Source organism: Achromobacter sp. Root170, assembly GCF_001428165.1.
GTDB lineage: Bacteria > Pseudomonadota > Gammaproteobacteria > Burkholderiales > Burkholderiaceae_B > Achromobacter > Achromobacter mucicolens.
On the sequence record NZ_LMHN01000001.1, the window covers coordinates 65,105 to 78,454 of the forward strand.

Genomic DNA, 13,350 nt, shown 5'->3' on the forward strand with positions numbered 1-13,350 from the left:
GGCGATTCGCCCTAAATTCTGCTTCATCCACGATGAAATCCTCCGAGATTCGCCAGCAGTTCCTGCAATTCTTCAAGTCCAAGGGACACACCATTGTTCCCTCGTCGTCGCTCGTCCCGGGCAACGATCCGACCCTGCTCTTCACCAATTCGGGCATGGTCCAGTTCAAGGATGTCTTCACGGGCAAGGAATCGCGGTCGTACACGCGAGCCACCTCGTCGCAGCGCAGCGTGCGCGCCGGGGGCAAGCACAACGACCTGGAGAACGTGGGCTACACCGCCCGCCACCATACGTTCTTCGAAATGCTGGGCAATTTCAGCTTTGGCGACTACTTCAAGCGCGACGCCATCCAGTACGCCTGGGAGCTCTTGACGCAGGTCTACAAGCTGCCGGCGGAAAAGCTCTGGGTCACCGTCTACCAGGAAGATGACGAGGCCTACGACATCTGGGCCAAGGAAGTGGGCGTGCCGACCGAGCGCATCATCCGCATCGGCGACAACAAGGGCGCGCGCTATGCGTCCGACAACTTCTGGCAGATGGCGGACACCGGCCCCTGCGGTCCTTGCTCCGAAATCTTCTTTGACCACGGTCCCGAGATCTGGGGCGGCCCCCCGGGCTCCCCCGAAGAAGACGGCGATCGCTACATCGAAATCTGGAACCTGGTGTTCATGCAGTTCGAACGCGACGCCGCCGGCAACATGCCGCGCCTGCCGCGTCCCTGTGTCGACACCGGCATGGGCCTGGAACGCATCGCCGCCGTGTTGCAGGGCGTGCATTCCAACTACGAAATCGATCTCTTCCAGCACCTGATCGCCGCCGCCGCGCGCGAAACCGGCATCAAGGACCTGGAAGACAACTCGCTCAAGGTCATCGCCGACCACATCCGCGCCTGCTCGTTCCTCATCGTTGACGGCGTGATTCCCAGCAACGAAGGCCGCGGCTACGTGCTGCGCCGCATCGTGCGCCGCGCGCTGCGTCACGGCTACAAGCTGGGCCAGACCAAGCCGTTCTTCCATCGCCTGGTGCCGGATCTCGTTGCCGAAATGGGCGAGGCCTATCCGGAACTGGCAGCCGCCGCCGAGCGTGTGGCCCAGGTCCTCAAGCAGGAAGAAGAGCGCTTCGGCGAAACCCTCGAACACGGCATGCGCATCCTCGACACCGCCCTGGCCAATGTGCCCAAGGGCGGCGTGCTGGACGGCACCACGCTGTTCACGCTGTACGACACCTATGGCTTCCCCGTCGACCTCACGGCCGACATCTGCCGCGAACGTGAAGTCGAAGTCGACATGGCCGGCTTCGAGGTCGCCATGGAGCGTCAGCGCGACCAGGCCCGCGCCGCCGGCAAGTTCAAGATGGCCGAAGGCCTCAGCTACGAAGGCGCCGAAACGCGTTTCGAAGGCTACGAAAAGCTTGAGCTGGACAACGTCAAGGTCACGGCCTTGTACGTGGATGGCACCCAAGTCCAGGAAGTGAAGGCCGGCCAGAGCGCCGTCGTCGTGCTGGACGCCACCCCGTTCTATGCGGAGTCGGGCGGCCAGGTGGGCGACACCGGCCTCCTGGAAGCCGACGGCGTGCGCTTTGCCGTTGCCGACACCCTCAAGATCCAGTCCGGTGTGTTCGGCCATCACGGCACGCTGGAATCCGGCTCGCTGGCCGTCGGCGACACGCTGCTGGCTCGCGTGGATGCCATCCGCCGCGCCCGCACGGTGCGTAACCACTCGGCCACCCACCTCATGCACAAGGCCTTGCGCCAGGTGCTGGGCGCGCACGTGCAGCAGCGCGGTTCGCTGGTGGATCCCGACAAGACCCGTTTCGACTTCGCGCAGGATGCGCCGCTGACGGCCGAGCAGATTGCCCGCGTCGAAGCCATCGTCAATGCCGAAGTCCTGGCCAACCAGCCCACGGTCGCGCAGGTCATGGGCTATGACGATGCGGTCAAGGGCGGCGCCATGGCGCTGTTCGGCGAAAAGTACGGCGACACCGTGCGTGTGCTCGACATCGGCTTTTCGCGTGAACTCTGCGGCGGCACGCACGTCAGCCGCACCGGCGACATCGGTCTCTTCAAGATCGTTTCCGAAGGCGGCGTGGCCGCCGGCGTGCGCCGCATTGAAGCCATCACCGGCGACAACGCGCTGGCCTGGGTGCAAAACCAGAACGCCTTGCTGACCCAGGTCGCCGGCATGCTGCGCAGCACGCCCGCCGACCTGCCGGCGCGCATTGCGCAGGTGCAGGACCAGGTCAAGGCGCTCGAAAAGGAACTTGAGCAGTCGCGCAACAAGCTTGCGGCCAGCGCCGGCAACGACCTGGCCTCCAGCGCCGCCGTCGACGTCAAGGGCATCAAGGTGTTGGCGGCCAGCATTGGCGACGTCGATCCCAAGGCGCTGCGCGGCATGGTCGACAACCTGAAGGATCGTCTGAAGCCGGCCGTCGTGCTGCTGGCCACTGGCTCGGCCGACGGCAAGATCAGCGTGGTGGGCGGTGTCACGGCCGACCTGACCGACCGCATCAAGGCGGGCGACCTGGTGGGCTTCGTGGCCGGCCAGGTGGGCGGCAAGGGTGGTGGCCGTCCCGATATGGCCATGGGCGGCGGCACGGATATCGCCGCGCTGCCCGCGGCGATCGCCGGTGTGCAGAAGTGGGTGGACGAGCGCCTCTGATGAGCGACGTCGATTCCCGTCTCGATGCCGGCGCCGAGGCGCCGGTGTTCGACCAAGAAGTCGATGCAAGCGGCCTGACCTGTCCGTTGCCCATCCTGCGCGCCAAGAAGGCGCTTGCGCAGATGGAAAGCGGGCAGGTGGTGCGCGTGATCACCACCGACCGCAACGCCATCCGCGATTTCCAGGCATTTTCTCGTCAGACGGGCAATGCGCTGGTCGCGCAACAGGAAGCCGACGGGCGGTGCGTGCATTTCCTGCGCCGGCGCTGATCCGCACCGAATCTCGCTATCAACAAAGGCCCGCTCCCGCAGCGGGCCTTGTTCATCCTGGCGGCGTCGGCTAGCGGTGGATGGCCGCTGCGACCGCCTGGGTGATCGTGAAGTCCACCAGGTCACCTTCCTTCAGTTGCTGGAGTTTCTCGCGCAGCGCCGGGTCCCTGACCTGGATGGTGCGGCGGCCGCCCTGAGGACCTTTCAGGATGACCAGATTCGCGCTTCGATTGATGTGCCAGATCTCGGCCGTGATCGTGGTCTGACGGCCGATGGCGCCGCCTGGCATCGCGCCCTTGGCGGTACGAGCCGCCGCGGTCTCGGTCACGACTTCGGGCGTGCCGGAGCCCGCGGGGCGCACGTCCACCGCGATCGACTCGTAGTAGTCCAGCGTCAGGGTGTCGCCCGGCTTGATCTGCTTGAAATTGCGGATATCCGGTCCGGCAACGATCTCCACGGTGTTGCCATCGGCGCCGCGCAGGGTGAGCGTCCGGCTTGCCTGATCCACGGCGGTCACCTGGCCGGATGCCGTCGTCAGCGCAGCACCCATCACCCGTGCGGACGCGCCCGTTGGCAGCGCAAGGGATCCCGCCAGCAATCCAGCCACAGCCAGGCGCGCGACGGGGGCGAAGACGGATTTTTGGTTCTTCATGATGTGCACACTCCAGTTCAAGGACGTCAGTGGGGGAAAGCGCAGTCAGGCGCAGGCGCAGGCGCCCCGATCGGGGTGGCCGGGCGCTGAGGGGGCAGGAAGGCAGGGGAAGGCTGTCGTTGCGGGGAGGCCGGCAAGGGCAGGGCGTAGAGTTTTGCGCGGGTCGACATGAATCCGATCTCTCCAATCAGATTGCTCTTCAGACGCACCAACTGCTCAAACGCATGACAACGAGACAGGCTGCAGGCACGGGCCGGGGGCGGCATGACCGGGTGGACAGAGCCTACGGCGCAACGCCGGACGCAACCACCGCGCGGCGCGCCTGCAGATAGAGCCGCAGCAGGGCTGGGCTCGAGCTTGTAGAATACCCGGATGTGGTGTTTTAGGATACAAATCGCGCCACACCGCAGATTTCGGCACTTGCATTTGCCAGCAGGCTCCTTTCAGTGCTAGAATTTCCCGTTTTTCACAACTAATTCAAGGGATTACCTATGGTGGTGATTCGCCTGGCCCGCGGTGGGTCCAAGAAGCGTCCGTTCTACAACCTGGTGGCCACCGATTCGCGTAACCGTCGCGACGGCCGCTTTATCGAACGCGTGGGTTTTTACAACCCCGTGGCTAGCGAAGGCACGGAAAACCTGCGCATTGCGCTGGATCGCGTGCAGTACTGGACCGGCACCGGCGCGCAACTGTCGCCCGCCGTCGAGCGTCTGGTCAAGGAATACTCGGCCAAGGTTTCCGCCGCGGCCTAATTGCCCGCGTCGCACATCCTTAGCTGAAATTCTTTAGCTGAATTCTGAGCGGCTAGTTTTTCCACGCTGAAAGCCCTCGCGCTTGCAAGCTGACATTCCTAGCTGCTTCATCGCTATCCAAGCCGATAAAGAGCACGATAAATGCCTGATGCCGCAACCTCCAACGCGGCGCCTACGGATTTGGTCGAGCTGGGCCGCATCACTGCAGCCTACGGTGTGAAAGGCTGGGTTAAAGTGCAGCCGCATTCGGCCAACGCCGAAGTGCTGCTCTCAGCGTCTCAATGGTGGTTGACTCGCCCTGTGCCTGAATTGGCGCGGGGCGCTGTCGCGTCTGCGCCTGTCGCATTCAAGATCTTGCAAGCCCGTTCGCAGGGAGCCACCGTCGTGGCGCAACTGCAGGGCATCACGGATCGCGATCAGGCCGAAGCGCTGCGCGGACATTCCGTGCAAGCGCCGCGCGGTTCGTTCCCCGCGCCCGAGGAAGACGAATACTACTGGGTCGATCTCATTGGTTGCGCGCTGTACTCCAGCGCCAGCGGCGAACCCACGCGAATCGGCGTGGTAAGCGAGGTCCTCGACAACGGCGCGCATGCCGTGTTGAAGGTCCTGCTGCAGAAGGGCGAGGGCGAGAATCCCGAACCCCTCCTGGACGCCAAGGGCCGGCCCGCCGAAATGCTTGTTCCGTTCGTACGCGCGCACATCCATGCCGTCGATCTGGCCGCGCGCCGCATCGACAGCGACTGGCCCGCGGATTTTTGATGCGTATCGACGTCGTTACGCTATTTCCCGAAATGTTCGGGGTGGTGCGCGACCTCGGGGTCACCGGCCGGGCCCATGCCCAAGGCCGGTGGCAGCTGCATGCCTGGAATCCGCGCGATTTCACGCATGACGTCCATCGCACCGTCGACGACCGCCCCTACGGCGGCGGTCCCGGCATGGTCATGATGGCGGGGCCTCTGGAAGCCGCCGTCAATGCCGCCCAGCAGGCGCGCGCCGGACAGGGGCTTGGTCCCGCCCCGGTGGCGTTGCTGGCCCCGGTGGGTCGGCGCTATGACCAGGCTGGCGCCGAGGCATTGGCCGCCAGCGATGGCCTCATTCTCATTTGCGGACGCTACGAAGGCGTGGACCAGCGCTTCATCGATCGCTGCGTCACGCAAGAGATTTCGCTTGGCGACTTCGTCTTGTCCGGCGGTGAGATCGCGGCGCTCGCCGTGATCGATGCCGCGGTGCGCCTTTTGCCCGGCGTGCTCAACGATGGGGATTCCGCGCTGCAGGACTCCTTCAATGACACCTTGTCCGGCCTGTTGGACAGCCCGCATTACACGCGTCCCGAAGTGTACGAAGGCGAAGCGGTGCCGGCGGCCCTGTTGAGCGGTCATCACGCCAATATCGCGCGCTGGCGGCGCGAGCGTTCATTGTCATTGACCGCGGCGCGCCGGCCTGAGCTCATCGCGACCGCGCGCGAGAAAGGCTGGCTAAGCAAGCTTGACGAGCGATATCTGGCCGAGCTGGCCGGGACGCCGCTACCCGCCGAGCCGGGATCATCCCGGCGTCGCCGGCCGCGCAAGCCGTCCGATCCCTCTGGCGCCGCCTGACGGTCATCGCGGCCCATCCGCAACGCCCACAACGCTAGGGAAGGTCCTAGATTGTGGGCGTTTTCGCTGCTCCTTAGTATTGAAAATTACATGCACATGAAATTTTCATATGAGCCGCTCAGCCGCCGTTCGTCGTGCCAGTGCAGCACCGTCGTCACCCGCCCGGGCGGACAGGCCGGAGTCGGCCGTCGATCTGTGGCTGGGCCAGCAGTTGCGTCAGCTGCGCAAGCAGCAGGGACGGTCGCTCGCTGACGTCGCCCAGGCTTGCGGCATGTCGCTGGGCCTGCTGAGCCAGATCGAAAGAGGGCTGAGCTCGGCCTCCGTCAAAGTCCTTCATCTCCTGGCGCGCGAGTTTCGCGTGTCGGTCAATGCCCTGCTGCGCAACGCCGAGCACACGGGCGGCGAGGAAGATGGGCGCGTGGCCCGCGCGGGCACGCATCGCTACATCGACCTCAAGGAAAAGGGCATCTGCAAAGAGATGTACACGCCCGCCGCCTGCCGCAGCATGGATCTGTGCCGCGCCTCCATCGCGCCCGGTGGCTCCACCGGCAGCGAGCTCTTCGTGACCGGGCAGGGCGAGCAGATTGGCGTGGTGCTCAAGGGCGTGCTGGAGTTGTGGGTCGGCGACCGCGTCCTGCGCCTGCAGGAGGGCGACAGCTTCTGCTATGCCAGCAGCACGCCGCGCCGCTGGTGCAATCCGGGGTCCCAGACGACCGAGGTCATCTGGGCCATCTCCAACATCACTCAAGCCGCGGAGGACGACACGTCACAAGCGCCCTGAGCGCGCAGCACCCATGCGGCGGCACGCGAGGGGAGCGGGCCGCCACCGGGCGCGCCAGGCGCGGCCCGGCCTTCTTTGCCACGATGAGGATATGTCATGAAATTCAAGACCCTGGTTGTCTCTGTATTCGCAGCATTGTCCATGGCGGCGGGCGCCCAAGCCCAGACGGTATTGAAGGTGGGATCCACGCCCACCGGCAGCCCGTTCACGTTTCTCGATACCAAGACGAACAGCATCGAGGGCGTGATGGTCGACATTGTGAAAGCGGTCGGCAAGGAGGCCGGATTCTCGGTGCAGATCGAGCCGATGGCGTTTTCCGCGCTGATCGGCTCGCTGACGTCCAAGCGCATCGACATCGTGTCGGCGGCAATGTTTATCACGCCTCAGCGCCAGCAGGTCGTGAGCTTCTCGGAGCCCGTCTATCGCTATGGCGAAGGCCTGATGGTGCTCAAGAGCGACAACAAGGAGTACAAGTCGTTCGCCGACATGAAGGGCATGACGGTCGGTGTGCAGGTGGGCACTGCCTTCGTCGAGCCCATCCAGAAGAGCGGCGTCTTCAAGGAGGTGAAGCTCTACGACAATCCGCCCGACATGATGCGCGACGCAAACGCCGGCCGGATCCAGGGCGGCTTCATGGACTACCCCATTGCCGCGTATGTGCTGTCGCAAGGCAACTACCCCAATCTGAAGATGGCGCAGTCCTATCAGCCCACGATCATGGGCAGCCTGGGGCTGGCCACGCGCAAGGAAGACACCGAGCTGCTTGATCGCATCAACAAGGCGCTGGCCAAGCTGAAGGCCGACGGCGCCATCGACGCCATCCTGAAGAAGTGGGGCCTGGGCGGCGCGTGAGGCCGGCCGGGCTTTCGTAGCGCAAGCATTCGTTAAAATCCCGCCGGCGCGATCAAACCCGCCGGCGGACGCCGCGCATCCGGAGCGCGACGCGGGCAGTCTTCTGGGGGTGGTGGACGCATGATGCAATTCATGAAGGACGCGGCAGAGTTCATGCCGATACTGCTGGAGGGCGCCAAGCTCACGATCCTGGTCACGCTGGGCTCGCTGGCGCTGTCGACGGTGCTGCGGCTGGTCTGGGCGTTGATGCGGGTGTCGGGCAACAAATACCTGTCGGGCTTTAGCGCCGGCCTGGTCAATCTGCTGCGCGGCATTCCCATCATCGTGCTGCTCTTCTATATCTACTTCGTGATGCCGGACATGGGCGTGTCGCTGAGCGCGGTGCAGGCGGCGATCATCGGCCTGGGCGTCGCGTATTCGGCCTACCAGGCCGAGAATTTCCGTGCCGGCATCCAGGCGATCGATCGCGGGCAGATCGAGGCGGCCATGGCCATGGGCATGGGCTGGGGGCTGACGATGCGCCGCGTCGTGCTGCCGCAGGCCGTGAAGATCGTCCTGCCGCCTTACGGCAACATCATGATCATGATGCTCAAGGACTCGTCGCAGGCATCCACCATCACCGTTGCCGAGCTGGCGCTGCAAGGAAAGCTCATCGCCGTGTCGACTTTCAAGAACGCCACGGTGTTCACGCTGGTCGCGTTGATGTACCTGGTGATGTGCGTGCCGCTCATCCTGCTGGTGCGGCATCTGGAAAAACGGAGCGCAACCAAATGATCAGCCTGCAAGGCGTGAGGAAAAGCTTTGGGCCGCTTGAAGTCCTCAAAGGCATCGACGCCGAGGTCGAGCAGGGCGAGGTCGTGTGTGTCGTGGGGCCATCCGGCTCGGGCAAGTCGACCATCCTGCGGTGCATCAACGGACTGGAACGCTACAACGCCGGCCGTATCACGGTCGACGGCGAGCTGGTCGATTGCGATTCGCCTTCCATCGTGTCGATCCGCACGCAGGTCGCGATGGTGTTCCAGCGCTTCAACCTGTTTCCGCATCGCACGGCGCTGGAAAACGTCATCGAGGGCCCGATCTTCGTCAAGAAAGAGCCGCGCGCTCAGGCGGTTGAACGCGGCCGCGAGCTGCTGGCCAGCGTCGGCCTGGCGGACAAGGAAAACGCGCATCCGAACCAGCTGTCGGGCGGCCAGCAGCAACGCGTGGCGATTGCGCGCGCGCTGGCAATGAGACCGAAGGCGATCCTGTTTGACGAGCCCACCTCGGCGCTTGATCCCGAACTGGTCGGCGACGTGCTGGGCGTCATGCGCAAGCTGGCCGAGGCCGGCATGACGATGGTCGTCGTGACGCACGAAATGAGCTTTGCGCGCGAGGTCGCCGACCGTGTCATGTTCTTTGACGGCGGCGTCATGGTGGAGCAGGGCGCCGCCCGCGAAGTGCTGAATCATCCGCAGCATCCGCGCACGCAGGACTTCCTGCGGCGTGTGTTGCACCCCATGTAAGGACGTCTCATGCAGCCAGCGCCGTTTCCGCTTTCCCCGTCACTATGGGCGGCCACCGCAGCGCCGCCGCCGCCCACCGGGCCGCTTGACGCGTCCACGCAGGCCGACGTCGCCGTGATCGGCGGCGGCTACGCCGGCCTGTCCACTGCGTTGCACCTGGCCGAGCGTGGCGTCAAGGTCGTGCTTTTGGAGGCGCGCGAGATCGGCTTTGGCGGCTCGGGCCGCAATGGCGGGCAGGTCATTCCGGGCTTGAAATACGACCCTGACGATCTGGTTGCGATGTTCGGCCCCGAGCGCGGCGAGCGGTTGACACGGTTCGCCGGCGGGACGGCGGACGCGGTCTTCGACCTGATCGAGCGCCACGCGATGGACGTGCCGCGCGTGCGCAAGGGGTGGATCCAGGGCGCGCACACGCCCGACGCGCTGCGTGTCGCGCAAGGCCGCGCGGCGCAATGGGCGCGGCTGGGCGTGGACGCGCAACCGCTGGATCGGGCGCAGGTCGCCCGGCTTATCGGCACGGACAAGTATCTGGGCGGATGGGTGGACCGGCGGGCGGGCGCGGTGCAGCCGCTGAGCTATGCGCGCGGCCTGGCGCGCGCCGCGCTGAACGCGGGCGCGACCCTGCACACCGATACGCCCGTCACGGGCCTGGCGCGCGACGGCGGCAAGTGGACGGTGTCCACGGCGCGCGGGCCGTCGGTCAGCGCCGATCGCGTGGTGATGTGCACCAATGCCTATGGCGGCGGCCTGTGGCCCGGCCTCAAGCCGTCCATCATCGACGCCAACACGTTTCAGGTGGCGACCGTGCCGCTGCCCGACCGCATCCGTGCCGGGATATTTCCCGAGGGACACGTCACGTCCGACACGCGCAACCTGCTGCTGTACTTTCGTCTGGATCATCAGGGCCGCTTGCTGATGGGCGGCCGGGGCCCGTTTCGCGAGCCCAAGGGCGAGGCGGATTGGGCGCATCTGGAGCGCGTGATGGTCAAGATGTTCCCGCAGGTGGCCGGCACGCCGTTCGAGTTCCGCTGGTGCGGCAGGGTGGCCGTCACGCGCGACTATCTGCCGCATCTGCATGAACCGCAGCCCGGGCTGCTGGTGGACATCGGCTGCCAGGGCCGCGGCGTCGGCTTGCAGACCTGCATGGGGGCCGCAATGGCGCAGTACGTGGTCACGGGCGATGCCAATGCGCTGCCCGTGCCGCTGTCGGCCATCAAGCCATTTCCGCTTTATCCGCTGCGCCGCCTGTACGTCAATGCGGTGGTCAGCTGGTACCGGATGACGGACGGCGGGGTCTGAATCCCGGCTGTCCCCAAACAAAAAAACCCCGGAACAGTGTCCGGGGTTTCTGGGGCGGCGCGAGGATCAGTTGCCGAGCTTGGCGCGCTGCTCCTGCACCTTCTGCAGGGTTTCGCCGAACTGCGCCATGCGGGCCTTTTCCTGTTCCACGACGGCGGCGGGCGCGCGCTCGACGAAGCTGGCGTTGGACAGTTTGCCCTGGGCCTTGGCGATCTCGCCGGAGAGGCGGGCGATTTCCTTGTCCAGACGCACGCGCTCGGCGGCGACGTCGATCTCGACGTGCAGCATCAGGCGGCTGGCGCCGACGACCTGCACCGGCGCGCCCGCGTCGGGCAGCACGTCCAGCACGTCAACCTGGCTCAGCTTGGCCAGCGCAGCCAGGTAGGGCGCGTTGCGGGTCAGCATGGGCGCATCGCCCTGCGCGCACAGCGGCACCTTCTGGGCGGGCGACAGGCTCATCTCGCCGCGCAGGGCGCGCACGGCCTCGACTTGCGCCTTCAGTTCGGCCACATCGGCTTCGGCGGCGGCATCCACCGCAGCCGGATTGGCCTTGGGGTAGGGCTGCACGCTGACGCTGTCGGCCACGCCTTCCTTGCGCTTGCCGGCCACGACCGACACCTTCTGCCACAGCTCTTCCGTGATGAACGGAATGATCGGATGCGCCAGGCGCAGCACGCATTCCAGAACGCGGATCAGCGTGCGGCGGGTGCCAAGCTGCTGGGCCGGCGTGCCGGTCTGGATCTGCACCTTGGCCAGTTCCAAATACCAGTCGCAGTATTCGTCCCAGACGTAGCGGTAGATTGCGTTGGCGATGTTGTCGAAACGGTAGTCGGCAAACCCGCGCGCGACGTCGGCTTCCAGCGTCTGCATCTGGCTGACGATCCAGCGGTCGACAAAGGACAGTTCGCCTTCGTCTGGCACCGACAGGTCATGGCCTTCGGTGTTCATCAGCACGAAGCGTGTGGCGTTCCAGAGCTTGTTGCAGAAATTGCGGTAACCCTCGCAACGCTTCAGGTCGAAGTTGATGTTGCGGCCCAGGGTGGCGTAGGCCGCCATCGTGAAGCGCAGCGCATCGGTGCCATAGGCGGGGATGCCGTCGGGGTACTGGCGGCGCGTGGCCTTTTCGATGGCGCCGGCCTGTTTCGGATTCATCAGGCCGTAGGTGCGCTTGGCCACCAGGCCGTCCAGGTCGATGCCGTCGATCAGGTCCACCGGGTCCAGCGTGTTGCCCTTGGACTTGCTCATCTTCTGGCCGTCGGCGTCGCGGATGAGGCCGTGCACGTAAACGTGCTTGAACGGGATCTGGCCGGTCAGGTGCGTGGTCAGCATGACCATGCGCGCCACCCAGAAGAAGATGATGTCAAAGCCCGTGACCAGGACGCTGGAGGGCAGGTAGCGCTGCAGGTCCGGCGTGTTTTCCGGCCAGCCCAGCGTCGTGAAGGGCACGAGGCCCGATGAGAACCACGTGTCCAGGACGTCGGGATCGCGCGTGAGCGGGCCCGTGACGCCAGCGGCGCGCGCCTGCTCGATTGCGCCCGCTTCGTCGTGCGCCACGAACACCTGGCCGTCTTCCGAGTACCAGGCCGGAATCTGGTGACCCCACCACAGCTGGCGCGAAATGCACCAATCCTGGATGTTGTTGAGCCACTGGTTGTAGATAGTGGTCCAGTTGTCCGGATAGAACTGGATGCGGCCGTCGGCCACGACTTCCAGCGCGACTTCGGTGATGCTCTTGCCCGGGTTCAGCGTGCCTTCCGGCGCGGGCTTGCTCATGGCGACGAACCACTGGTCGGTCAGCATCGGCTCAAGCACGACGCCGGTGCGGTCGCCCTTGGGCTGCATCATCTTGTGCGGCTCGACCTTGACCAGATAGCCCTCGGCTTCCAGCTGCGCAACGACCGCCTTGCGGGCCTCGTAGCGTTCCATGCCCTGGAATTGCTTGGGACCGTTTTCGTTGATGTGCGCGTCCAGCGTGAAGATCACGATCAGCGGCAGATCGTGGCGCATCGCGCAGGCGTAGTCGTTGAAGTCATGGGCGCCCGTGATCTTCACGCAGCCCGTGCCGAATTCAGGGTCGACGAAATCGTCGGCAATGATGGGAATGTTGCGGTCGCAAAGCGGCAGCTCGACTTGCTTGCCGACCAGATGCTTGTAGCGGGGATCGTCGGGATGCACGCACAGCGCGCCGTCGGCCAGCATGGTTTCCGGGCGCGTCGTGGCGATGGTCATGCCGCGCAGGGTGACGGTCTGGCCGTCCTTGTCGACGATGGTCTGCGGACCGTCGACGAACGGGTAGAGGATGTGCCACATGTGGCCATCGGTCTCTTCGGACTGCACTTCCAGGTCGGACACGGCCGTGAGCAGCTTGGGATCCCAGTTGACCAGGCGCTTGCCGCGGTAGATCAGTCCCTGTTTATGCAGCCGGACAAACGTTTCCACCACGCCGCGCGACATGCGGTCGTCCATGGTGAAGTATTCGCGCGGCCAGTCGGCCGAGGCACCCAGGCGGCGCACCTGTCCGGTGATGGCGCTGCCGGACTTCTCCTTCCATTCCCACACCTTCTCGACGAACTTCTCGCGGCCCAGGTCGTGGCGCGAAACCTTTTGCGCGTCGAGCTGTCTTTCAACGACGATCTGCGTGGCGATGCCGGCGTGGTCGGTGCCGGGAATGAACACGGTGTCGTCGCCCGACATGCGGTGGTAGCGCACCAGGCCGTCCATGATGGTCTGGTTGAACGCGTGGCCCATGTGCAGGGTGCCGGTCACGTTGGGCGGCGGGAACTGGATGACGTAGGGCTGGCTTTCCGTCCCCGTTTTCACGTGCTGGCCCGCGGCGAAGTAGCCGCGCTTGTCCCACTCGGCATACCAGCGGGATTCCAGTTCGGAGGGTTCGAAGCTCTTGGAGAGTTCCGGGGTTTCGCCGGCGATGGGCGCGGCGTTCGGGGGAGCAGCTTGAGTCATTACTAAGTTCCGGCAGACAGGGGCGCCCGG

12 protein-coding genes are annotated in these 13,350 nt (G+C 65.3%); 10 read left to right on the plus strand and 2 right to left on the minus strand.

The features are described from left to right. Window positions 1-32 precede the first annotated feature (32 nt). Entirely contained in the window at window positions 33-2,657 is a 2,625-nt protein-coding gene (gene alaS / locus ASD87_RS00280) for an alanine--tRNA ligase (protein ID WP_056315663.1), read from the plus strand. Beyond that, window positions 2,657-2,926: a sulfurtransferase TusA family protein gene (locus tag ASD87_RS00285; RefSeq protein ID WP_056315665.1), complete on the plus strand. Its 270-nt coding sequence runs from the start codon at window positions 2,657-2,659 to the stop codon at window positions 2,924-2,926. Before alaS ends, ASD87_RS00285 begins: the two co-directional genes overlap by 1 nt. A gap of 70 nt (window positions 2,927-2,996) precedes the next feature. On the opposite strand, the gene ASD87_RS00290 is transcribed toward ASD87_RS00285, so the two are convergent. Then, entirely contained in the window at window positions 2,997-3,578 is a 582-nt protein-coding gene (locus ASD87_RS00290; protein ID WP_056315670.1) for a hypothetical protein, read from the minus strand. A gap of 491 nt (window positions 3,579-4,069) precedes the next feature. On the opposite strand from ASD87_RS00290, the gene rpsP reads away from it, so the two are divergent. The 8 genes from rpsP (at window position 4,070) to ASD87_RS00330 (ending at window position 10,359) form a co-directional block, all read left to right on the plus strand. Further along, the gene (rpsP, locus tag ASD87_RS00295) at window positions 4,070-4,330 is read left to right on the plus strand and encodes a 30S ribosomal protein S16 (protein WP_008165084.1); all 261 of its coding nucleotides are present in this window, start codon (window positions 4,070-4,072) and stop codon (window positions 4,328-4,330) included. 141 nt (window positions 4,331-4,471) lie between these two features. Next, window positions 4,472-5,089: a ribosome maturation factor RimM gene (rimM, locus tag ASD87_RS00300; protein ID WP_056315672.1), complete on the plus strand. Its 618-nt coding sequence runs from the start codon at window positions 4,472-4,474 to the stop codon at window positions 5,087-5,089. Next, the gene (gene trmD, locus ASD87_RS00305) at window positions 5,089-5,925 is read left to right on the plus strand and encodes a tRNA (guanosine(37)-N1)-methyltransferase TrmD (protein WP_056315675.1); all 837 of its coding nucleotides are present in this window, start codon (window positions 5,089-5,091) and stop codon (window positions 5,923-5,925) included. The genes rimM and trmD overlap by 1 nt, the downstream gene beginning before the upstream one ends. Window positions 5,926-6,034: 109 nt before the next feature. Continuing rightward, the gene (locus tag ASD87_RS00310) at window positions 6,035-6,706 is read left to right on the plus strand and encodes a helix-turn-helix domain-containing protein (RefSeq protein ID WP_056315677.1); all 672 of its coding nucleotides are present in this window, start codon (window positions 6,035-6,037) and stop codon (window positions 6,704-6,706) included. Window positions 6,707-6,802: 96 nt separating this feature from the next. Continuing rightward, the gene (locus ASD87_RS00315) at window positions 6,803-7,558 is read left to right on the plus strand and encodes an ABC transporter substrate-binding protein (RefSeq protein WP_056315679.1); all 756 of its coding nucleotides are present in this window, start codon (window positions 6,803-6,805) and stop codon (window positions 7,556-7,558) included. Between the two features lie 120 nt (window positions 7,559-7,678). Then, a complete protein-coding gene (locus ASD87_RS00320) occupies window positions 7,679-8,332 on the plus strand; it encodes an amino acid ABC transporter permease (RefSeq protein ID WP_056315682.1) in 654 nt (217 codons plus the stop codon). Beyond that, on the plus strand, window positions 8,329-9,060 hold the full coding sequence (locus ASD87_RS00325) for an amino acid ABC transporter ATP-binding protein (RefSeq protein WP_056315684.1): 732 nt from the start codon (window positions 8,329-8,331) through the stop codon (window positions 9,058-9,060). Before ASD87_RS00320 ends, ASD87_RS00325 begins: the two co-directional genes overlap by 4 nt. A gap of 9 nt (window positions 9,061-9,069) precedes the next feature. Continuing rightward, window positions 9,070-10,359: an FAD-binding oxidoreductase gene (locus ASD87_RS00330; protein WP_056315685.1), complete on the plus strand. Its 1,290-nt coding sequence runs from the start codon at window positions 9,070-9,072 to the stop codon at window positions 10,357-10,359. Between the two features lie 66 nt (window positions 10,360-10,425). Here ASD87_RS00330 and ASD87_RS00335 read toward each other — a convergent pair whose 3' ends face one another. Next, window positions 10,426-13,320, minus strand: a complete 2,895-nt coding sequence (locus ASD87_RS00335) for a valine--tRNA ligase (protein ID WP_056315688.1) — start codon at window positions 13,318-13,320, stop codon at window positions 10,426-10,428. Window positions 13,321-13,350: the final 30 nt, after the last annotated feature.

What these genes read in the sequence shown, in the direction of transcription:
- ASD87_RS00320 (WP_056315682.1), top strand. Translation starts at nt 7,679, where the DNA reads ATGATGCAATTCATGAAGGACGCGGCAGAGTTCATGCCGATACTGCTG.
- ASD87_RS00335 (WP_056315688.1), bottom strand. Translation starts at nt 13,320, where the DNA reads ATGACTCAAGCTGCTCCCCCGAACGCCGCGCCCATCGCCGGCGAAACC.
- alaS (WP_056315663.1), top strand. Translation starts at nt 33, where the DNA reads ATGAAATCCTCCGAGATTCGCCAGCAGTTCCTGCAATTCTTCAAGTCC.
- ASD87_RS00310 (WP_056315677.1), top strand. Translation starts at nt 6,035, where the DNA reads ATGAGCCGCTCAGCCGCCGTTCGTCGTGCCAGTGCAGCACCGTCGTCA.
- trmD (WP_056315675.1), top strand. Translation starts at nt 5,089, where the DNA reads ATGCGTATCGACGTCGTTACGCTATTTCCCGAAATGTTCGGGGTGGTG.
- ASD87_RS00290 (WP_056315670.1), bottom strand. Translation starts at nt 3,578, where the DNA reads ATGAAGAACCAAAAATCCGTCTTCGCCCCCGTCGCGCGCCTGGCTGTG.
- rpsP (WP_008165084.1), top strand. Translation starts at nt 4,070, where the DNA reads ATGGTGGTGATTCGCCTGGCCCGCGGTGGGTCCAAGAAGCGTCCGTTC.
- ASD87_RS00315 (WP_056315679.1), top strand. Translation starts at nt 6,803, where the DNA reads ATGAAATTCAAGACCCTGGTTGTCTCTGTATTCGCAGCATTGTCCATG.
- rimM (WP_056315672.1), top strand. Translation starts at nt 4,472, where the DNA reads ATGCCTGATGCCGCAACCTCCAACGCGGCGCCTACGGATTTGGTCGAG.
- ASD87_RS00330 (WP_056315685.1), top strand. Translation starts at nt 9,070, where the DNA reads ATGCAGCCAGCGCCGTTTCCGCTTTCCCCGTCACTATGGGCGGCCACC.
- ASD87_RS00325 (WP_056315684.1), top strand. Translation starts at nt 8,329, where the DNA reads ATGATCAGCCTGCAAGGCGTGAGGAAAAGCTTTGGGCCGCTTGAAGTC.
- ASD87_RS00285 (WP_056315665.1), top strand. Translation starts at nt 2,657, where the DNA reads ATGAGCGACGTCGATTCCCGTCTCGATGCCGGCGCCGAGGCGCCGGTG.